This window comes from Arthrobacter sp. Y3221157 (assembly GCF_059089865.1).
On record NZ_JBNHFD010000025.1, the window covers coordinates 1 to 19269 of the forward strand.

General features: G+C 59.5%; 22 protein-coding genes and 1 tRNA gene. 18 read left to right on the plus strand and 5 right to left on the minus strand.

Annotation, left to right across the window (positions count from 1 at the left end):
- Positions 1-192 precede the first annotated feature (192 nt).
- A complete protein-coding gene (locus AC5RTT_RS08975) occupies positions 193-798 on the minus strand; it encodes an ANTAR domain-containing response regulator (RefSeq protein WP_009358190.1) in 606 nt (201 codons plus the stop codon).
- A gap of 202 nt (positions 799-1000) precedes the next feature.
- On the opposite strand from AC5RTT_RS08975, the gene AC5RTT_RS08980 reads away from it, so the two are divergent.
- The 10 genes from AC5RTT_RS08980 (at position 1001) to AC5RTT_RS09025 (ending at position 8125) form a co-directional block, all read left to right on the plus strand.
- Positions 1001-1082, plus strand: a tRNA-Leu gene (locus tag AC5RTT_RS08980).
- An 87-nt stretch (positions 1083-1169) separates the two neighbouring features.
- Positions 1170-2057: a tyrosine-type recombinase/integrase gene (locus AC5RTT_RS08985; protein WP_494144896.1), complete on the plus strand. Its 888-nt coding sequence runs from the start codon at positions 1170-1172 to the stop codon at positions 2055-2057.
- Between the two features lie 3 nt (positions 2058-2060).
- Positions 2061-2300 carry a tyrosine-type recombinase/integrase gene (locus tag AC5RTT_RS08990; protein WP_494144932.1) on the plus strand — a complete coding sequence of 80 codons (240 nt, stop codon included), beginning with the start codon at positions 2061-2063 and terminating at the stop codon, positions 2298-2300.
- A gap of 76 nt (positions 2301-2376) precedes the next feature.
- Positions 2377-2649, plus strand: coding sequence for a hypothetical protein (locus AC5RTT_RS08995; protein ID WP_494144897.1), 273 nt, complete (start codon positions 2377-2379; stop codon positions 2647-2649).
- A gap of 179 nt (positions 2650-2828) precedes the next feature.
- Complete coding sequence (locus tag AC5RTT_RS09000; protein ID WP_494144898.1) at positions 2829-3542, plus strand: HNH endonuclease family protein; 714 nt, start codon at positions 2829-2831, stop codon at positions 3540-3542.
- A 193-nt stretch (positions 3543-3735) separates the two neighbouring features.
- Positions 3736-4461 carry a hypothetical protein gene (locus AC5RTT_RS09005; RefSeq protein WP_494144899.1) on the plus strand — a complete coding sequence of 242 codons (726 nt, stop codon included), beginning with the start codon at positions 3736-3738 and terminating at the stop codon, positions 4459-4461.
- A 546-nt stretch (positions 4462-5007) separates the two neighbouring features.
- On the plus strand, positions 5008-5496 hold the full coding sequence (locus AC5RTT_RS09010; RefSeq protein WP_494144900.1) for a hypothetical protein: 489 nt from the start codon (positions 5008-5010) through the stop codon (positions 5494-5496).
- Positions 5493-6530 carry a hypothetical protein gene (locus tag AC5RTT_RS09015; RefSeq protein WP_494144901.1) on the plus strand — a complete coding sequence of 346 codons (1038 nt, stop codon included), beginning with the start codon at positions 5493-5495 and terminating at the stop codon, positions 6528-6530. Before AC5RTT_RS09010 ends, AC5RTT_RS09015 begins: the two co-directional genes overlap by 4 nt.
- The gene (locus AC5RTT_RS09020; protein WP_494144902.1) at positions 6520-6963 is read left to right on the plus strand and encodes a hypothetical protein; all 444 of its coding nucleotides are present in this window, start codon (positions 6520-6522) and stop codon (positions 6961-6963) included. The genes AC5RTT_RS09015 and AC5RTT_RS09020 overlap by 11 nt, the downstream gene beginning before the upstream one ends.
- A complete protein-coding gene (locus AC5RTT_RS09025; protein ID WP_494144903.1) occupies positions 6950-8125 on the plus strand; it encodes an alpha/beta hydrolase family protein in 1176 nt (391 codons plus the stop codon). The genes AC5RTT_RS09020 and AC5RTT_RS09025 overlap by 14 nt, the downstream gene beginning before the upstream one ends.
- On the opposite strand, the gene AC5RTT_RS09030 is transcribed toward AC5RTT_RS09025, so the two are convergent.
- Positions 8017-8355: a winged helix-turn-helix domain-containing protein gene (locus AC5RTT_RS09030; RefSeq protein WP_494144904.1), complete on the minus strand. Its 339-nt coding sequence runs from the start codon at positions 8353-8355 to the stop codon at positions 8017-8019. The genes AC5RTT_RS09025 and AC5RTT_RS09030 overlap by 109 nt on opposite strands.
- Positions 8356-8545: 190 nt before the next feature.
- Here AC5RTT_RS09030 and AC5RTT_RS09035 point away from each other — a divergent pair, with 190 nt between their 5' ends.
- Positions 8546-9055, plus strand: a complete 510-nt coding sequence (locus AC5RTT_RS09035; protein WP_494144905.1) for a hypothetical protein — start codon at positions 8546-8548, stop codon at positions 9053-9055.
- 31 nt (positions 9056-9086) lie between these two features.
- On the opposite strand, the gene AC5RTT_RS09040 is transcribed toward AC5RTT_RS09035, so the two are convergent.
- Positions 9087-9410 (minus strand): ArsR/SmtB family transcription factor, encoded by a 324-nt coding sequence (locus AC5RTT_RS09040; protein WP_494144906.1) that lies wholly within the window; start codon positions 9408-9410, stop codon positions 9087-9089.
- A 153-nt stretch (positions 9411-9563) separates the two neighbouring features.
- A complete protein-coding gene (locus AC5RTT_RS09045; RefSeq protein WP_494144907.1) occupies positions 9564-9938 on the minus strand; it encodes a hypothetical protein in 375 nt (124 codons plus the stop codon).
- Between the two features lie 1006 nt (positions 9939-10944).
- Between AC5RTT_RS09045 and AC5RTT_RS09050 the strand changes: the two genes are divergently transcribed.
- The 3 genes from AC5RTT_RS09050 to AC5RTT_RS09060 all read left to right on the plus strand — a co-directional run bounded on the left by AC5RTT_RS09050 (position 10945) and on the right by AC5RTT_RS09060 (position 13541).
- Entirely contained in the window at positions 10945-11238 is a 294-nt protein-coding gene (locus tag AC5RTT_RS09050; protein WP_494144908.1) for a hypothetical protein, read from the plus strand.
- A 233-nt stretch (positions 11239-11471) separates the two neighbouring features.
- Positions 11472-12359 carry a C40 family peptidase gene (locus AC5RTT_RS09055; protein WP_494144909.1) on the plus strand — a complete coding sequence of 296 codons (888 nt, stop codon included), beginning with the start codon at positions 11472-11474 and terminating at the stop codon, positions 12357-12359.
- A gap of 513 nt (positions 12360-12872) precedes the next feature.
- The gene (locus tag AC5RTT_RS09060; protein ID WP_494144910.1) at positions 12873-13541 is read left to right on the plus strand and encodes a hypothetical protein; all 669 of its coding nucleotides are present in this window, start codon (positions 12873-12875) and stop codon (positions 13539-13541) included.
- Here AC5RTT_RS09060 and AC5RTT_RS09065 read toward each other — a convergent pair.
- Entirely contained in the window at positions 13538-14386 is an 849-nt protein-coding gene (locus AC5RTT_RS09065) for a hypothetical protein (RefSeq protein ID WP_494144911.1), read from the minus strand. The two genes, AC5RTT_RS09060 and AC5RTT_RS09065, sit on opposite strands and share 4 nt — an antisense overlap.
- A gap of 80 nt (positions 14387-14466) precedes the next feature.
- On the opposite strand from AC5RTT_RS09065, the gene AC5RTT_RS09070 reads away from it, so the two are divergent.
- From AC5RTT_RS09070 to AC5RTT_RS09085, 4 genes are all read left to right on the plus strand, one after another.
- Complete coding sequence (locus AC5RTT_RS09070) at positions 14467-15069, plus strand: hypothetical protein (RefSeq protein ID WP_494144912.1); 603 nt, start codon at positions 14467-14469, stop codon at positions 15067-15069.
- Positions 15070-16115: 1046 nt separating this feature from the next.
- The gene (locus tag AC5RTT_RS09075; RefSeq protein ID WP_056084497.1) at positions 16116-16403 is read left to right on the plus strand and encodes a hypothetical protein; all 288 of its coding nucleotides are present in this window, start codon (positions 16116-16118) and stop codon (positions 16401-16403) included.
- 3 nt (positions 16404-16406) lie between these two features.
- Complete coding sequence (locus tag AC5RTT_RS09080) at positions 16407-17777, plus strand: type IV secretion system protein (RefSeq protein WP_494144913.1); 1371 nt, start codon at positions 16407-16409, stop codon at positions 17775-17777.
- Entirely contained in the window at positions 17770-19266 is a 1497-nt protein-coding gene (locus AC5RTT_RS09085) for an SCO6880 family protein (RefSeq protein WP_494144914.1), read from the plus strand. The genes AC5RTT_RS09080 and AC5RTT_RS09085 overlap by 8 nt, the downstream gene beginning before the upstream one ends.
- Positions 19267-19269 lie beyond the last annotated feature (3 nt).

Below are 19269 nucleotides of genomic sequence, written 5' to 3' on the forward strand. Positions count from 1 at the left end.
TCACGCTGATCCTCGGACAACGAACTATCTACACGCAAAAACTGCTCCCCGGGAGTTAGAACTGAATTTCTCAGTCCAACTTCCGGGGAGCAGTTCAGTTGGCAGGGGTCCTTTTCGTTGGGCTGCGGGGTGATGCCGGGTGGCAGGAACCCGGCAGGCCGCCGTCGTGCGTTACCTGCCGGGATGCCGAGGTTAGTTGACCTGGTTGATGATGGTCTCGGCCACTTCGCGCATGCTCAGGCGGCGGTCCATGGAGGTCTTCTGGATCCAGCGGAACGCTTCGGGCTCGGTGAGGCCCATCTTGGTGGTGAGGAGGCTCTTGGCGCGCTCCACGAGCTTGCGGGTGGCGAACTGCTCCTGCAGGTCCGAAACTTCGCTTTCGAGGGCCTTGATTTCCTCGTGCCGGGAGAGTGCGATCTCCAGTGCCGGGATGAGGTCGGCCGGGGTGAAGGGCTTCACCACGTAGGCCATGGCGCCGGCGTCGCGGGCCCGCTCCACGAGTTCCTTTTGGCTGAAGGCGGTCAGAAGTACCACGGGGGCGATCCGGGCCTTGACGATTTTTTCTGCTGCGGAGATGCCGTCCATGACGGGCATCTTGACGTCCATCAGGACCAGGTCCGGCTTGAGTTCCTCAGCGAGCTGGACGGCCTTCTCGCCGTTGTCCGCCTCGCCCACGACGTCGTAACCTTCGCCCCGCAGGATCTCAATGATGTCGAGGCGGATGAGGGTCTCATCCTCGGCAACAATGACGCGGCGCGCCGGCTGGGACGTGGGCTTGGACTCCGTCTGTTCAGTCACGGGATCTCCTTGAAAAGGTACGGCGGGACATCACTATCTTAGGTGCCACCGCGGCTGTACTTGGCTTGCATGGTCATCCGCGGCGTCGGCGGCGCGATTCTGGGATTCAGCCTATCTGCATGTAGAGTAATTCCGCGTACGTGAAGCGATCGCGTTGCTCACAGTCAGCTGTGGGCGTACCTTGTTGCTCAACGTATTCCGCGCCCGAGTGGCGGAATTGGCAGACGCGCCGCACTCAAAATGCGGTATCGAAAGGTGTGTGGGTTCGAGTCCCACCTCGGGCACAGTGTTTTCGCAGGTCAGCGGCCACTTTGGACTTTGAGTGTTGACAAAAGCCCCCAAAGTGTTGACAGCGGCGTACCGTTTTTGATGTGGCAAGCATCCGCAAACGCACCAAAAAGGACGGCACGGCGTCCTACATGGTGTTGTGGCGGGACCCGAAGAGCCGCGAGCAGCAGGGCCTGACAGTTGCCAGCCTCCCGGAGGCGGAGACACTCAAACGACTTCTGGACGCCAACGGACAGTCCTTCGAAATCGCGCAGCACGCGATCCTGACGAACGAAAAACGCACGCCGACTGTGGCCGATGTTATCCAGGAGCACATTGATCTTCTGATCCGTCCGTCGACCGGAACCATAAGGACGTACCAGACGATGCTCGAGCTGCACATCCGGCCGGTGATTGGCCATGTTCCCGTGGACAAGCTGGATTATCGGGTGATCGCGCACTGGGTGAAGTCGATGATGGCGAAGGGCAAGGCGCCGAAGACCATCCACAACATTCATGGCCTAATTTCCGCCGCGATGAATACCGCGGAGATGCTCGGCTACATTGCCCGTAACCCGTGCCGTGGTGTGCAGCTGCCGAACATCGAGAAGGCCGAGGATGAGGCCATGTTCCTGACTCACGCCGAGTACAGGCTCATCATGGAGGGGATGGGGGAGCGGTACAAGGCGTTCACCGACTTCCTGGTCATGACCGGAACGCGCTTCGGAGAAGCCACAGCATTGACCGTCGCCGACGTGGACCTGCTCTCGAAACCCCCCACTGCCCGAATCAACAAGGCTTGGAAGCGGGATGGGCAGAACCAGTTCTACGTCGGCGCGACAAAGACGGGTGCCGGCAAAAGAACCATCGGGTTGAATCCCGCCCTGGTGGAGCTGCTGATTCCACTCGTGGCCAGCAGGCCAGGCAAGGATCTGGTGTTCACGACGCCGAAGGGCGGCCGGATCGTCCACAAGCTCTACTGGGACGATTAATGGATACCAGCCGTTCGCACGGCCCAACTTCTTGGGCTTACGAAGACGCCAAGGATCCACGACCTTCGGCACACCCACGCGTCCTGGTTGATCCAAGACGGCGTGCCCCTCTTCACCATCTCGCGCCGCCTCGGGCACGCCTCGACGAGGACCACAGAGCAGGTCTACGGACACTTGATGCCGGAGGCGCTCCAGGCGGGTGCTGACGCCACGGAGAGGTCGGTGACAGCCTTCGATCGGTGAGGCCTCGCCCGTCATGTCGGCAGGTCTTTGTCCTGGCATGAGAGTGGAAACCAACTCGTTCCTCTCGGAGGTTTCCATGGACATCGAATTCTTTGAGCCGGCCGAAGCTGCCGCCCTCATGCGTTGTACAGAGTCGTGGCTGCGCGACGGCGCGACGAGTGGACGCTTTCCCCACGCGTGCTGGGGAAAGGGCAAGATCATCTTCACCTCGGAACACATCCTGGAAATCGCCAGGTTGAGTGAGATCCTCCCCGGCAGCACTGGTTCCTCGCTCTCCGGCACAGGGCCTGTGACGAAGGAAAGGCTCATCGGGACTCGGACCAAAGTCAGACTGGCTACGGCGCGTTGAGTAAGCGTGACGTTTCCCGTGAGGGCGATGGTTCGAACAGTTGAGGCAACCAGTGCACCCGTAGCGGACTCCTCAGAGTACTAATGGCGCGGACGTGTGGCAGGCACCACGGACCCGGTTACCTGCGGCAGGTGGTGGTCAAAGCTAGCGTTGAACAACGACCTGTAACCAGAAGGACCATGAAGACCATCTGTTCTCCCGCCAAAGCCCTGACCGCGATAACCGCGATGATGCTGGCTGGGTCATTAGCAGGTTGTGACGCCGCATCTAACGCTTCCGAACTCATCAAGGCTGCTCCAGACGTCGCCGCCGACGCGCCGGCCCCTGCCGGTGACGCCGCCAAGGCCCTTGTACAGCTGGAGAGCGTTCCGGTGAAGGGTCGCGCCCCGAAGACCGGCTACACCCGGGATGAGTTTGGACCGGCTTGGGCCGATACGGACCGCAACGGCTGCGATACCCGCAACGACATCCTTGCCCGCGACCTGACGAACGAAACGTTCAAGCAAGGCACCAACAACTGTGTAGTCGCTACAGGAACCCTTGCCGACAAGTACACCGGCACTACTATCAAGTTCACCCGCGGCCAGGACACCAGCTCTGATGTCCAGATCGACCACGTCGTCGCGCTCAGCGACGCGTGGCAAAAGGGCGCACAGCAGCTCAGTGTCGACCAGCGTAAGGAACTAGCCAATGACCCGTTGAACTTAATGGCAGCCGATGGCCCCATGAACAGTGCCAAAGGCGACAAAGACGCGGCCTCATGGCTGCCACCGAACAAAGCCTTCCGATGCGAGTACGTCGGCCGCCAAACTGCAGTCAAGGCAAAATACCGCCTCTGGGTCACTCAAGCCGAGCACGACGCAATCAACGGCATATTGAAGGGTTGTGTTTAGGGCTGGCGACAGGGGGCCTCGGAGCCGCCCAAGATCCCAGCCAACAAAAAGCCGGGGCAGTCCACAGCGACAGGAGGAGTTGCCGCTCTACCCATAAGGCCATTGCTAGGATCAGCCCATGCCCATTTATAGATCCCGGTCCAAAGTCGGCCACAAAACGAGGAGTGTAGATAGGAAGAAAACTCCTAGCAGAATGGACTTCCTGCGTATATTGATTCGCAGGTACTCCAGCCGCGAGCAACTAGAAGTGAAAGTCAGGCACGAGAAACGGCGACTCGTTCTACAGAACGTCGGCGAAGGCCTGTTCAAGATTACAGACGTGATCACTCTCCACGGCGGGCGTAACAAGGAGTTTGTTAGTTACGCACCTGGGTCCGCGCACGTTTATCTTTCCGGCAACGACGGACTTCAAGCCCTGAAAGCCACCAAAGAGGTTATCAATTACTTTGACTGGCTCGGCTATTCGAGCGTACGCCTGCTCGAAACTGAACGCGGATCATGGTGGATCCGGTTCAAAGCCTATTGGAGCGGCGAAGAAAGCCAGCAAGTAAGGGCGGCCAGCAAGGAGAAGGCGAACGAGGCGTACCAGTACGCCGAGCAATGGGCCAAGGATGCCTTCGTGAATAGGCAGCAGGCAGAGGTGGCAGCCGTCAATGTGGGCAATATAGTCAACCTCATGGCAACCATTGACGCCGAGGAAGAGGCCGTCTATCACCTCGAGAATTTGCTCATTATCAAGTACATGGAGCCTGGCGGTCGGGCTCGGAAAATTGTGCGTCAACTCAACAAGCTTGAGCAGCGGGCCCTCGAGTCCAACAGCGGCATTTTGAGAGAACCGAAAAACACTATCGCTGATCTGGCACTCTTGGTTTCAGGAGGCAACCCTCTATCAGCGCCTGAGCCGGCCAGTCCTGAGTGACAATCCCGTCGAGAGCGATAGGAAGACCCGCCCCGTATCGGGAGAGGCCTTTCTGTAGGCAGCATTAGAGAATCGACTTCAACTCGTAATGGCTGGATCGAGTGTTCTGCACACCCGCGGCGCTTGGGCAAAGCGCTGCACCGCCAAGGTCATAACCCATTAATTGAGTTAATTGAGTGAAAACACCTGTGCGATCGGATCACTAATAGTAGAGAAGTCAGAGGCTCCCTTTCATCGCTGTCGGCCGACGGCGTCGCTTCGCTTGCTGGGCCTTCTTCAGCCACCACATAAGGGGCGAAAACTAGGCCGAGGGGCTCGGAGGCGCGCCATCTGGGTTTTTCGCGTGTTTTGCTGCGCAGGTGCAGCTCAGAGACTCGACGTGTCTGCGACCAGTCAGGGCCCCACGACACGCAAGGCTTGGGTTCCTAGTGCTCTGGACATGTCCAGAGCAGAGGCGTTGAATTGAAACTGTGGCGCCTGACGCGGCTGCGGTGGCCGCCGTCAATGGCAGTCACAACTTGCTGTCCGCTGCGAGAAGGGGCCGGTATGGACCAGCAAAAATCGCAAGAATATGGGCCAGCTCAGGTGGCGGCCGAGGCATTCGTATCACTGCGGCTACCGAGCCACCTGACTCTAGAGAGGCTCATCGCAATCGTGGCCGCCCGACGACGGCGTCGAATCGAGATCGAAGCCACGCCGATCCTCAACGGGACTTCTGTCTGCGGTCTCTGGCTGTCGACGGATACCCGGGAAATCATTTTGCACGCCGTCACGGACTCAGCACTCCATAGGCAGCAGTTCATCCTTCATGAACTTGGGCATATGATCCTGCGCCATGACGAATTGGGCGTTTCCTCGGACTATGCAGCCAGCCTCTTCCCAAATCTTGATGGGGAGATGGTGTCACGAGCTTTGGCACGGAGCAGCTTCGTCGACGATCTGGAGGCCGCAGCTGAGACTCTCGCGGATCTTCTGGCCGGCGCTATCCGTGACAGCACCTTGGAGCCAAGGTCATTTGAACAGGTTTTCGGGTGATCCAGGCAGCCGCCGCCGCGGTCATTTGGGGCCTCGTGGCGTGCCTCCTACCTGGCGCGCGTACCAGGAAAAACCACAGCATCCTTGTCGCAGCCGTGGCAATCGCAACCGCGCTTTCCTTGAATATCGATGAGATCTACCGCGCAGGCGATCAAGCCCTCGGCGGACGCAATTTCCTGGACCTTTGCGCGAACATCTTGATGGTCGTCGGAATCTACTTCCTTTCCCAGGCAATACTGCGGGCGGCAGAGCTGAACGATGCACCCGTGCGCAGGGACAGCCGTGGCCTCCTACTTCTGGGTTCGGTCTCCGTGGGGCTGGTCCTTGCATTCCTCCGCATTGAAGCACCGGCGTCCTCAACCAAATTCATGTTGGATTACGGGGACCAGCCTGCTGCCGCCCTCTATTCCGCGATCCAGTTTGTTTACATCGGGGTGGTCGTCGGCGTCACCGGGTACGTGTGCTTTAGATTCCGACGGCGGATGGCGGCTTCCCACTTTCGCGTCGCCTTCACCCTCATCGGTATTGGGTGCTTCTTGGCTCTCGTCGTAGTGTTCTCAGTCTTGGGAATGGACCTAGCCCATCTTCTCGGAGACCAGTCGACCATGCAGCAGTTGGCGGCTATCTACGACGCGAGTTTTGTCGGGGCGATGTTGTTCCTGTGTGCTGGACTGGCCCTTCCACCAGTAGCGCGCCGGATCGTTCAACGAACGCAACGGAGGACTCAGGCTGACTTACTCGAAGACCTCACATCCACTTGGGAGAAAGCGACAGCTACCCGCAAGGATGGACGCCTGGCGACGCCCGCTGGAGTCATCGAGCGGGGAGACCCAGAGACGCGGAGGCTTCATCGGATGCTAGTCGAGATCGAGGATGCTCTCCTGATGGATCCGGGTGCTGCTAAGTTGCTGGATGAAGCTGATTTTCAAACTTTGACTCGAACAGAGAATTACCTCGCTTCCCACGGGGACAGGCAGGGTGGTCGATTGGGCATGGCGCGATGGGGGAGGGGGAAGGACCCAAGTGGCAGATGATGCCGTAGAACCCTCAGAATCGCCGCAGACCAGGCTCGCTCGCAAGATCAATCTCTTGCTGGATTTGTATGAGTCCAGAGGTACAGGGCCCTTGTCCTACAGGGAAGTCAGCGAAGCAATGTCTCAACAGGGCACGCCGTTGTCGCGGTCAAGGTGGGCCTACATGCGAAGCGGTGATAGCTCCCTGGCTATGGACCAGGATCTGCTGCAGAACCTCGCGGCATTCTTCGGCGTGGATCGCCGATACCTTCTGGATGACTCAACAGAGATACCCGAACTCGTGGAAGCTCAGCTCAACCTCCTTAGGTCGATGCGTGAAGCTCGCGTCAAGAATTTCGCAGCAAGGCAATTGCAGGACTTGTCTCCCGAGACGCTGGCGCGACTTAAGGAGGTCATTGACAAGCATGTCAGGAGCGAAGATGAAGGCTCCTAAAATGCTGGGCCCTCTCACCATTGCAGCCGTATGCACGTCTTCAGCGACGTTCTTGGGAGCCGCCTACTTTGCGCGCCGGGTGGTGGTGCCGAGCACCACACGACGGGAGGATCTTTCCATCAGGCAAGTCTTTTCCGGCGAGGATGGATCCCTGAGGATTGAACTGCCAGCGACCCCATTAACGAGAGCGCCAGGCCGCTACAGCTTGTGGTTCGGCAACGGCAAGGGCCACGCCTGCATCGGTCCTGTCGTCGACGAAGAGACGAATATGGGAACAGTGATTCGTCTCGTGGAACGGGTCGATTCCGGTGATTTGCACTCTGCCACCGCCGGCATCTGGAGCGGGTACGCGTACTCCAAACCAGAGCAACTGGGCCTGCCTTTTGAGGACGTGGAGATTCAGGTCGACGGCGGCATGGCGCCTGCATGGAAATTCGCGCCCACGTCCGCCGGTCTGATGCCTTCGACATGGGCCATCCACGCGCATGGAATGGGTGGAAAACGCGCCGGCGCCCTTCGCGGTGTTCCTGTTGCGAGCAGACTTGGCTGTACATCGCTGGTCGTGTCCTTCCGGAACGACGGCGAAGCGCCGCCGTCGAACGATTCCCGGTATTCGTTGGGCCAGAATGAGTGGCTGGATGTCGAAGCGGCTATTAGGTACGCCGTGGACCATGGCGCAGAGCGGCTCGTATTGTTTGGATGGTCTCTTGGCGGTTCCATGGCTCTGCGTGCAGCAAACCTCTCAGCCCATTCTGATCGGATCATCGGCCTGGTGCTCGTGGCTCCCGTCCTGGATTGGGCCGAGACTCTGACGTCAAACGGGAGTGCCAGTGGATTGCCCAAAGCTATCGCCAGGGCTGGGCTGAGCATGTTGGGTTCGAATGCGGGCCGCTGGGTCACGGGTCTCACGCAATCCATTGACCTCTCTGCGCTGGACTGGGTTACCCGCGCTGGTGACCTCAAGACGCCGACCCTCATATTGCATGGGATCGACGACAAATCAACACCGGTCGCAGCCTCTGAACGATTTGCAGAGCTACGACCCGACCTCGTTCAGTTGGTTCGCTTCGATGTTCCGGGGCATTCACTCGAGTGGAACGCTGATACCGAGAAGTGGGAGTCGTCCGTTACTCGGTTCCTAAAGTCGCAGCCCGCTGACTGAAACGTGGCCGCAAGGTCCGCAAGCTCCCTTTCGACCATATCCAGCCGCGCTTTATACGTTCCCGAACCCAGGATGACGATGCCTGCCTCGCATAGAAGACTGAGGTGTTTGCGGACAGAGGAAGCAGAAATGGTGAGGGCTGCAGCGACCTCACTGCAGGTCGCCGGGCCATGGGTGATCAAATAGCGAATGAGGCGGCTTCGCGTCCGGTTCATCAAGATGTTCGCCATGGAGACCACCAGGTGACGAGGGAATCTCTTGCAGCCCGCTGTAGACGGGTCTACAGCAGAACGATACGCTCATTTACATACGGATGGAAGGACGAAGCCGCGCTTATTGCATGTGGACTTGGCCAAGGCAATACTGGGCAACAATTAGTGACTCGCTGACGATAGTCATGTCTGGTCTGGGAGGTGAAGCGTGGCTGGAGACGAAGAAGATCACAAAGGCGTGGAACTGTCTCCCCAAGCCGAACTTGCACGCCGCCTAAACCTGCTGCTCGACGTCGTCGTTGCAGAGCGAGGACAACCCGTCACATTTCGCGAAGTTCAGCAAAAGCTGGCGGAGAAGGGCATTAAGCTTTCCAGAGCCCGCTGGTTTTACATGAAGGACGGCACAGGCAGGCTGGTGAGCGATCCGGCGCTACTGGGCGCCCTGTGCGACATCTTCAATGTGGATCCGGCTTATTTGATGGGCAGCGACGCCGGAGATCTGCCCGAGCGAATTGATTCCCAGCTTGAGTTTGTGAAATCTCTCCGCGCTGCGAGGGTGAAGACGTTCGCGGCTCGGACTCTTGGTGACGTGTCGCCCGAGACGCTTCGGGCGATCACAGAGTACTTGAATAAGGACATCAGCCGCCAGCCAGAAGGGGAGAGGGCCGAGGCCAGTCCACAGTTGGACTCGGATGAGGCGCCGGAGCGCGAGGACTAAACGTCGGGTTCATCTTTCCAACCCACTGCGGCTACTTTTCCAGCAGGTACTTAAGGTGAGCGTCGAGCAGTTCCTTGATCCGGACAGGGTTCGCCGTATACCGCGGTGACCGTCCGTGCCTACGTCCAGGCTCGACGTCGACCATCACCACGCCTGCCTCTTCGAGCGCCGCCAGGTGCTTTGCCACGCTAGGATCGCCCGCGCTGACAGCAGCGACGATATCCCCGCGTGTCGCCGGCCCACTGGAACTGAGGAACCGAAGAATCTCGTTTCGCGCCCGGTTGCCGAAGGTTGCGACGGCAGCCTCGACGTCGGCCGACCATGCGGCGTCGTGAGGCTGCGTAATTCTCGGCATAAGGTCATTCTTCCCGAAGGCAGTGCAAAAAGTAAGAACCGCACTCTTGACGATACTTTAATTATCTTCGACAATAATTCCTGTAGCTTCTTCTGGTCGTTGTTGGATCTCCGCATCCACTAACTGGGGTGGCCGTTTGTGCAACTCTGCGAACTAATCGATCTGAACAGTCAAAGCGGTGAAGCCATGGAAATTGAAGCCAAGGCGTATCAATCTACAAAGGGACCAGAGACGGTCGTTGACGTTGATGTCTCCTTGCGAAGCGCACCTCCGCCGGGAGAACCCGTCATCCAGATCGACCGGATCATGGTCGCGGTTGATGGGGTGCACCGTTACGTCACTTCTCGGCTCGCGCGGATCGGGCGATCCTGCGATGTGGACGATGTCATGCAGGACATCCGGGTCGCCGTTTGGGACGGGGTTGCGCGTGGACGCTACCGGGAGCTGCCCGGCATCCCGTTTGAAGCGTGGGTCCAAGGTGTCTGCAATAAGATCTGCGCTGCCCATATCCGGCGCGAGCTTAGCCATCAAACGTTGCCCTTGCTTGTTGACTTCACGACGACGGAAAGCTCACCGGAGCTTCTTGCTGTCGTCCATGCCGGTGCGGCAGGAAACGACGTCGAGAACTATGTTGATCAGGCCTGGGCACACGCCATGCTGGGCCTGGTCCAGCGCAGCGTCAGTAAGGAAACTTGGAGGCTTGCCGTATCCAGCCTTACGGGGCCGAGGCATTACGGACCTCCGTCTCCCAAGGATCGGCGTCGGTGGCATGCCGTAACGGTCGTCGGCAGACGGCCAAAACGATCAACACGGCATTGAACTGCCACCCCGAACCCGGAGTAGGCGTCGACGATCTCTGCCGCTGCGCTGCAAACTGCCTTCCCACAAACGTCCTCCGAAGCGTCGCGGAGACCATAGTCCGTCCGGGGCTGCGAGGACTGGATAGGTCCGTTCAGATGGCTGCTCTTGCCTCTGAGCTCGGCGTCACCGAAAGGTACATTGCGGTCAATATCGGATTCGCCCGGCAGTTGTATCAGGCAGCTTGGCGCGTCCTTCAGCACGAAGTGCATCGACCGGCTCTGTAGGTCTTGGGTTTCAGACATCGGTTTGGACGATGAATTGGTTCCGTAGATTTGGCCGCCGGGAGTTGCTGGCGGCAGGGCTGGTTGCCCTGCTCATGATTGGTGCAGTCTTTCTATCTTGGCCTGCCGAGAGCCCCAGCAGACGGGTCCCACCGACCATTTCCGCAACCGCGCCTTCAAGGGCTCAGCCATCAGGCGCTGCCACTGCACCAGGCAGTACGTCCGGTGTTCTCGACGAGCCGGTCATTACGGCGGAGGCAACGCCGGATGCTTTGCCACGTACCCGCGATTACCGGGCGCTCGCTGTAGCGGCAGCAAAGGGAATCTATAGCTGGGACAGCCGTTCGTCGTCGTACTCGGATATATATGCCAGGGTGCGGTCCTGGTGGGAGTTGCTGCCTGATGGATCCAATCCCTTATCTGTGCTGGTTCGAGAGTTTGAAGGGACAGGCGTGACAGCGGGGACGTTCACCACCCTGGCAGACCGGTCCGCTCGCCGAAGCGGCACCGCTGAATCCCTGCGCTGCGATCTCGAGTTGGCCAAAGTTCAGGAGTATCCGGCCCCGTGGGAAGGCCTTCACGTGTGCACGGTGACGGTGCAAGTTGTGGACGAGTCCAGCAACGGCAGAAGTGCCTATGCGGCACCCGTTACGGTGATGGTCAACTGTCCTCCTGCCACCACCGCTCCATCTGGGCGGTGCGCCATGGTTGCCTTCTACGCAACCGCAGAGAGAATCGTCTACTAGTGGCTGCACTGGTGGCCGTCACAGGCCTCATACGGCGCCGTGCATTGATGAAGGTCGTATCGGCGGCCGCTTTCCTCGCTCTGCTTGTTGGAGCCATGGCATTTGCCGGAGGCGTGGCGGCGCTAACTGGTATGGCGCGCCAATCTGCAGTTGCCTGTATACCAGCGAGATCCGAGGTGGCCCCTGCCCCTAACGTCACTGGTGCCGGCTTGGAAATTCGGAACGCTGGGCGCTTGCTTTACGAGCTGACGCCTCGGCAGGAGAGCGTCGCACGGACATACATCGCGGTCGGCAAGCAGCTTGGAATACCACGCTCCGGGCAGATCATCGCCATCATGATGGCGCTGCAGGAGTCGAGTCTGCGCATGCTCGCGAACCACAGCGTGCCTGCTTCCTTGCATTTCCCGAATGACGGCGTTGGACATGACCACGACTCGATCGGTTCAGCCCAACAGCGTCCGGCGGCGGGCTGGGGGACCGTTGAGCAACTAATGGATGCCTCCTATAACGCGCGTGCCTTCTTCGGCGGGCCGTCGGGACCGAATCGCGGCAGTCCTCGCGGACTGCTGGACGTTCCCGGTTGGCAGACGATGGACAAAGGTCTGGCGGCCCAAGCAGTGCAGGTGTCTGCTTTTCCTGAACTGTATGCACGTTGGGAGCTGGCCGCTACGGCAATCGTGGCTGCTCTTGAGGGTGGCACCGCTCCTGCCTCCTGTACAGATTCCACGCCAGCGCCGCGTCAAGGGGGATCTTCCCGTAACTTGAGCCAGCAGCGTCAGGACATTCTGAGGTTCACGCAGGAAGGTTTAGGGGGCAGATATGTGTGGGGAGGCACTGCCTTTAAAGCCTGGGATTGCTCCGGCTATGTGCAGTGGATCTACAGGCAAGCCGGAATCGAGCTGCCACGAGTAGAACAGTGGCGAGTTGGTGTCCGAACGGAGAACCCCCAGCCAGGAGACCTGGTTGTTCAAAATCCGCAGGGACCCGACAACTGGGGCCACGTCGGCATCTACGCCGGCGACGGCATGATGTGGAGCGCGCTAAACCCCGCAGTGGGAACATTGTTGCATCCGGTGAGCTGGAACCCTGGTGCGGCCTACTTTGACCTATTGAAGGGCTGACGAACTCGTTTCGATTGGCGAGACGCCAAGGCAGGCGGCCTCCGGACGTTCAACCCCTTGCCGCCTGCAGCGCCGTCTTTGGCAGCGCCGCAGGCGGTTTTTGTTGCGCGACTACTGCATTGACGTTCAGATCGAGCGTACGGAGTCTACGTGATGGTAGAGATTCCGAGCCCTGCCGAGCTGGTGGCGTTGGCAGTGAGCGCAGGGGAAAGCACAACGGGCGCTTTGGACATGGTCAGCCTGAGCGCCAAGGACGAGCTTACGAAGGAGTGCTCGAAGGTCCTTCCTGAAGCTAGGAAGGGAAATCCACCGGTCCAGGGGCTTTAGCAGTCTCGGCCCAGAAGTCCTGGCACTTCGAGTCCGGTTTATTGATGGCATAGTCGTTGCGGTGGAGCGTCTGCAACGGTTACTCACCTGCGCGTTGTGCCGTGACGGCGCCCGGTCTGGCCTAACATGAGGAGTCAGCTTTCGGGGGCTCATACGGCGGGCGCCTGCACCGTGAATGAAAGACTTATGATCGATAACTTCAGGCAAGCAATTGAGATCAGATACCAGACGGACAAGACGTGGCAGGTCCTGAAGGCTATCTACAACGAAGTCCAAGACTGCTACGAGAGCATCGAAGGTGCCGAGGTTGGTGAAGAAATCGATTTTCGTGGGCTGAGCCGGGACAACAAGCACTTCAGAAGGAAATCGCTGGAGGAGCTCGAAACTGCATTCCGTGAAAACCATGCGGACATGGTCAGCGTAAATTCGACGATGTACGGCGATCAAATCCGGATCTCTGCAGACTCATATCATCGGGCTGATGGCTCTGTAGTGGTGGAAGTGGCAGTTAAGAGTCACAGTCGGATGCTCACCGAGCGCACCGCAAAGGATTTGTTGCCGAAAATCGTAGAGGCAAGACTACTCAAAAAGTTGGTTCCTGATGCTCACGTGTCCCTGGGCGACATGGAAGTAAGTTCCTCCGATAACGGATACCATCAAGCAGCCTCAAACGCCCAGGGCCAGGCTGTAAAGGGTTTGTCGCCGGCCCCGGCAGCTACAGAACAGCCCACTGCCACGAAAGTCTGGCTGCAAAACAAGTGGCGCGATCATACAGTCAGTTTTCTTATTACGGTTGTCGGGGGCGTCCTCGCCGTGGCCGCGGCGGCATGGCTCGGCTTCGGCGGCGGTGGCTAAGGCGTATTGGCACCACGTCTCAGGTCGCGGATAGCCGCCTCGGCGAGCTTTGAAAATCCAAGATAGACGTGGGTGAGCGAAATCTGAATGGAGTGGAACCGGAACTCCAGAATGGCGCTCAGGGCTGGGTTGCGCTGAATCGCCGAATGGAGTTCCCGGTGATCCCCCCAGTGGATGTACTCGCCATATTGATACAGCTCAATTAACTCCGAGGGCGTAAACAGGTCCTCTGACTGAGGGACGGCTGCGCCAGGGGGCAATTCGGCCTTGAGGACCTTAGTTTGCACTATTTCGTCGAGGGTGAATTTCAACAATTCCGCGCGGGCCCGCTTCCACTGTCGGATTTGGTTTCCTCCGGCTATGGAAAGCGGTGGTCCTTCACGTCCCAAAGCACGGCTGATGATGTTCTTGACCTTTGTATAGCTGGCGAGGTCGTCTGAGTGCAGTTGCCGAAAGCGGACGGCGAAGCCGAGAACTACTTCTTTCGGCGGCATGGTGAAGGAAACTTGGGTTTCCTGCCCTATCCCGCCGCTGAGATTAAGGGTTCTGCCCGCGACAAGCATGCTGAAGCTGGCAAGCTCGCGACAAGTCGCAATGTAGCGGTTGATCGCCGAAAGGTCATCGCTCGTCAGGGGATGAGTCAGCGGTGGAAAGGAAGATGGATCTGGTAACGCGAACGCGTAGTTCAGATTTTTCCATTGCTGCTCGAATACCTCTGGACTCCCGGATAGCTCGGCGTAGGGCGCAGGGAAGGCGAGCTTCAACTCCGATTCACTGGGCGCCACCGATTCAGCTTGGATCGTGTACTTACGCCCACGGCCAGAGGAAGATGTGCTTTGCGACATATGTTGATCGTACCGGCGACTACCTGGGGCCAACGCGCTCAATCCCCGCTGGCAGGGGCCGAACCGTCTAGTCTTGACAGGTGAATATTGGGGCACTTTTTACATCGCCGGATTGGGGTACAGTGCCGGATTGGTTGGCGGCGCTGGGTACCATCTCTGCTGTTTTGCTGGCGCTGCACTTGGCGCGGCGTGATGGCGCGAGACTGGAGACTGAACGCAAAGAAGCCATGGCCGACCGTGAGCTGTTTCGACAGCAGCAAGTGGCTGAGGCTGAAGCAAGAAAAAGAAGTCTGGCCGCTAAAGTCACGGTCGTGGTGAGAAGGACGCCGTCGGGCTTTCATCCCTCAATGGGGGAACCACGGCAGTTTATCGATTGGAGCGTTCACAACAACGGGGACGAGCCGATCTCGATGGTGTCTATCGTGCAGAGGCTGCGTCCGGAGGCCCCGGGCGCAGACAAGGCCGCGACCGAGGTCTGCCATACATGGTCGATGATTGAGCCCGGCGCCCTCCGCGAGTTGCGTAGTAACATCTACCGGGATCCTCAGGACTTTGAGTATCAGCGAGAGGTTCAGTTCACGGATGGAACCGGCCAGAGATGGCAACGTAAGGAGTTTGGAGCGCTGCGACCCATTGAACCGGACGACAACGAAGCGTTGAAAATGGTCATGTTCCCCGCCTGATCTTTTCAGTCCTTTGTGCGCCAAGGGCAACGCAAAGCCCCTCCGCTGAGCCACTGGGGGAGGGCGGGTGAAGGGGCTTTATAGCGCGCCTTTGTGCAAGGCTCGACCCACATCAACGGTTGCGTGAAATCGCCGGCGGAATCATATCAGCATTTGATCCCCAGTATCCACCATCAGCCTCGCCTCACAGAACCTCGCCTCCGGTAGCAACTATGCGGGGAACTAACTTTCTGGTCCGGGGTCTAGACGGTGCCTGGGCCGATACTGTCGGAAACAGCCACCTGAAGCCGGCGCTGCAAAACCCGACGGATCTAGACAGTGATCACGGCCGCCGATTCGCTGTCCGCTCGAGGAAGCCTCCCGGCGGGTATTCCTCTCCCGCTTCAGTGGTTCGTGATGCGGCAGTGCGCTCGTACGTTCAGGCCTACAAATCTGCACCGGCATCCATGATGTGCCCCATTTGAGGGCTGGGCAGATATCTTGACCTCCAAGGCACGCCCATGTAGTGGCCACTCTTCCTCCGGTCCTAGGGTGCGGAGCTCAGACTGAGGAACCGTGTGGTGATCGAATTCATCACTCTCGCCGGGGGCCTTCAGGGCCAAGTATGCGATCGCGACCACCATCGGCACTCATTCTTCGAGCACGAGCGTAGTCTTCGGGCCAGTGGGCCCTTGAGGTAGCGGAAAGACTTCAATGTCCGCGCTTATGGTTGAGGCACTGCAGGAGGCTTCGCCGAGTTGGAAGGTCGCTCGGTTCACCCCACGGGCACTAGCCGGTCCTTCCTCAATGATGCGCTACCTTGCGAAACCTTTTCCAAAAGGTCGCCGGGTGAGACTCTCGCTCACCCCAACCATCAACAAACGAGCGCTCTTACATTTGTGGCGAAAACGATCGGTTGTGAGATTTTCGGGTACTGATCCGTCTCGACGTCGTGACCAAGGCTCAGCCGACAGTTATGCAAAGAAGTCATGTCGTTCGGACTCGCCGTTTCCATGAACCCGTGAGCTCATCTGCTCACTCCATGGAATACAACGGACGGAGCACCAATGTTTTTCGCAGCGGTGGACCCGGGGATTACCCCGAACGCGAGCTTTCCCTTCCTGGAATCGCTCAAACAGATCGGCGGCGGGATCCTCGTCGGCGCCTTCATCATCATCGCCATCGTGGCCATCATCGGTGCCGCGATGCTGCTGGCCGGCAAGCTTAGCCAGTCGTCACGCCTTGCCTCAGGCGGGGGCGTGATCCTCCTTTGGACCGGCCCAGTGGCAGCCATTCTCGGCGGCATCAACGGCTACATCCTCTGGTCGCAGACTGCCTTCCCGCTTGGGTTCTAGCTCATGCCTGTTGAGTGCGACCTCAATGGATGGTGGCCGCCCGGCTGCGGTTTGGTCTCACAAGCGAACGACAACGCCCTGGGCGCAGTCACGTCTCTCTTCGCCAACATCCTCCAGAACATGGCGTCCTGGCTCTGGGCCTTCATTACCGGCGCCTTCTCAGTGTCGGATGTCGACGACTCCCAGTGGCTGTCCATTGAGGGGCTGACGAGCTGGTGGGTGGTCGTCATGATGACGCCGCTCGTCGTCGTGATGATTCTTCAGGTCCTGTCGGGCCTGGTGAGCCAGCAGCCGAGACGCATCGGCCGCGCCATGCTTGGTGGCGCTGCGGCCATTCCACTCGTCGGGGCTGCCGTGTACCTCGTCCGGCAACTGACGCGGGCTAGCGATTTAGCCTCGGCCGCCTTGCTCGAATCGATCGGTTCGGACCCATACCTCGTGTTCATGAGGCTTTTCGGATTTGAACGGGCACCAGAAGGAAGTGGTCGGGAATGGAACTTGGTCTCGCTGGCACCTGGGACGACAGGGGGCCCAGCTGGTGCCGTCGTCGTTACAGTGATGGCAGTTATTGTCGTATGGATCCTCGCCTTCATCCTGATGTGCTCGATGATCTTCCGCTCCTTTGCACTCGTCGTCTTGGCGGCCGTCGCGCCGGTGGCGCTGATGCTTCTGCCCTGGGACAAGACAAAGTCCTGGGCACGCCGCTGGTGCGAGGTGGTCATTGCCCTGGTGTTGGCCAAACCGTTGGCCGCAACAGTTTTGGCCGTAGCGGTCAAGCTTTTTGCCGAGTCCAAGTCTTTTGCGGGCTTGGCCGCAGGAACCGTGGGCATGGCGCTTGCCTGCGGTGCACCTCTCATGGCTCTTCGCTTGGTTAGCTTCGCGGGCGGGGAACTGGCGGCAGCAGCCCAAACGGCCGGTGGCGGCCACGTCCTTTCCAGGAGCAGCAGTGTGGCGGCTCGCCAGATCAGTCGGCAGACAGGTGGTCGCCTGACGCTTGCGGGCCTAGTAAATCGATCCGCCATGACCCGGCCAATCAGCTCAAGCCGCAGCCTCTTCCCCACACAAGTGTTGGCACCCGCTGTACGGTCCGGGATGCCGTCGGCCCACGGTGACAGTGGCCAGTTGGCGTTGAGAACCTGGCCATCAACAGGAGCTCCGAACACCGTGCAGGTGCCCGAGTCGCAGCAGGGCTTGATGCGTATAGATCCTCAAGAACAGGGCGTCACTGCCCCACCCGCTCGGCAGGCCGCACTCGGAGATACAGAACCGCGAGCGCATCCCAACGCAAGCGCACCGGCACCCTCGGGGGTTCGGCCTCCCAAACCCCAACCACCAAGAATCAACTCTCCAAACCTAGGAAACCCACATGTCTGAAGACGCGCGCGCCCTTGAGGCCGTGAAATTCCCGCGGTACGAGCGCCGCGGGTTCTTCCTTGGCCTCAAGTGGTACCAGTTGTTGATAGTCGCAGGGGGCGGCGCGGTTGCCATAGTGGCTTCTGCCAGCAGTGGGCCGGTTGGCCTTTTTTCCTCCGGACCCCTCTGGCTTGGGCTTATGCTGCTCGGGCTCCTCCAGTATTCGCGCATTCCTTATCCCGTATGGGCGAAACAGCTCGCTGTGTTCTTCTACCGGGCGGCGGCAGGACAAACACGGTTCCTTGCAAAGCCCGAAGCTGCGCAATTGGCTGGTCGGCTCGCTCTTCCGGGCGGTCTCGGCAATCTGGAGATCCGAATAACGGCAAGCGGTGAATGCTTCATGGTCGACCGTCACGGCAGGGAGGCAATCGCGGTGTTGCGCTGCAGTACGCGATCCTTTGCACTTCTGGATGCAGATGATAAAGCGTGGGCGGTGCAAGCCTGGTCACGTGTGCAAGCCGGCATGGCTCAACGGCCAGGCGTGGCCAGGATTGCCGTCCAGGATTACACAGTGCCCTATCCGTCGTCGGCGCTCTGGGAGTTCTACAAAGGCAACGCTATACCGGCCCAGGGCGGTGAAAAGGCTGCATGGGGACAACGCGCGTATGAGGACTTGCTCGGTGCAGCCGGATCAACTATGAGCCATGAACTCCTCGTGGCAGTTGTCCTGGATACAAGCAAGGCTCGACGGCGGATCAAGGAGTCGGGCGGGGGACTGCTAGGTCTGGAACACGTCCTGCGGCTGGAAGTTGAGGCGATGAAAACGTCGCTCGGTACTCACAGCGTGAAGGTGGAAGAGTGGATTGGGGAACCGGGACTGCTAGGGATCATCCGTGGCGCATTCGATCCCGCTGCTTTGCCGGCTGCCAAAGCGCCGGTGGCGGCAGCCCCGCCGTCGGACGAGCCGCCAACTAAGGAGATGGATGCCGTCTACCAACACGGCCCCATGGCCGTAGAGGAGCACTGGACCTACCTGCGGACCGACACCGGATTTCACCAGACTTTCTGGATCGCCGAATGGCCGCGCCAGAAAGTCTTCCCCGGCTTCCTGCATCCCCTGATCTATGTGGGCGAATTCCGGCACACGTTCACGGAAGTCATACGGGCAGTGCCTACCGCTGAAGCCCTCCGTGATATCCGCTCCGCTCAGGAGGCCCATGAAACCCGCCGCCGCATCAACGCCCGCTTCGACAGGCCTCTCACCCGTGAGCAAAAGGCCGAGGAAGAAGAAGTGATACAGAGGGAGGAAGAGATCGTCGCCGGCCATGGGGACGTCCGCCCGGCCGCCTACATCACCGTCACGGCGACCTCGCTGGAGGACCTGGCACGGCATCGCCAGGAACTTGAGTCCGCAGCCGCCGGAGCATTCGTTGAACTCCGGCTTCTCTACGGGCAGCAATGGGCCGCGTTTGTCGCCGGCGGCCTGCCGCTTGGAAGGGGACTGCGTTGAATC

Excerpts from the sequence above, each read along its gene's own strand:
- AC5RTT_RS09085 (WP_494144914.1), top strand. The coding sequence starts at position 17,770 with ATGTCTGAAGACGCGCGCGCCCTTGAGGCCGTGAAATTCCCGCGGTAC.
- AC5RTT_RS09080 (WP_494144913.1), top strand. The coding sequence starts at position 16,407 with ATGCCTGTTGAGTGCGACCTCAATGGATGGTGGCCGCCCGGCTGCGGT.
- AC5RTT_RS09060 (WP_494144910.1), top strand. The coding sequence starts at position 12,873 with ATGATCGATAACTTCAGGCAAGCAATTGAGATCAGATACCAGACGGAC.
- AC5RTT_RS09075 (WP_056084497.1), top strand. The coding sequence starts at position 16,116 with ATGTTTTTCGCAGCGGTGGACCCGGGGATTACCCCGAACGCGAGCTTT.
- AC5RTT_RS09065 (WP_494144911.1), bottom strand. The coding sequence starts at position 14,386 with ATGTCGCAAAGCACATCTTCCTCTGGCCGTGGGCGTAAGTACACGATC.
- AC5RTT_RS09010 (WP_494144900.1), top strand. The coding sequence starts at position 5,008 with ATGGACCAGCAAAAATCGCAAGAATATGGGCCAGCTCAGGTGGCGGCC.
- AC5RTT_RS09000 (WP_494144898.1), top strand. The coding sequence starts at position 2,829 with ATGAAGACCATCTGTTCTCCCGCCAAAGCCCTGACCGCGATAACCGCG.
- AC5RTT_RS08995 (WP_494144897.1), top strand. The coding sequence starts at position 2,377 with ATGGACATCGAATTCTTTGAGCCGGCCGAAGCTGCCGCCCTCATGCGT.
- AC5RTT_RS09025 (WP_494144903.1), top strand. The coding sequence starts at position 6,950 with ATGAAGGCTCCTAAAATGCTGGGCCCTCTCACCATTGCAGCCGTATGC.
- AC5RTT_RS09040 (WP_494144906.1), bottom strand. The coding sequence starts at position 9,410 with ATGCCGAGAATTACGCAGCCTCACGACGCCGCATGGTCGGCCGACGTC.
- AC5RTT_RS09045 (WP_494144907.1), bottom strand. The coding sequence starts at position 9,938 with ATGGCTAAGCTCGCGCCGGATATGGGCAGCGCAGATCTTATTGCAGAC.
- AC5RTT_RS09030 (WP_494144904.1), bottom strand. The coding sequence starts at position 8,355 with ATGGCGAACATCTTGATGAACCGGACGCGAAGCCGCCTCATTCGCTAT.
- AC5RTT_RS09005 (WP_494144899.1), top strand. The coding sequence starts at position 3,736 with ATGGACTTCCTGCGTATATTGATTCGCAGGTACTCCAGCCGCGAGCAA.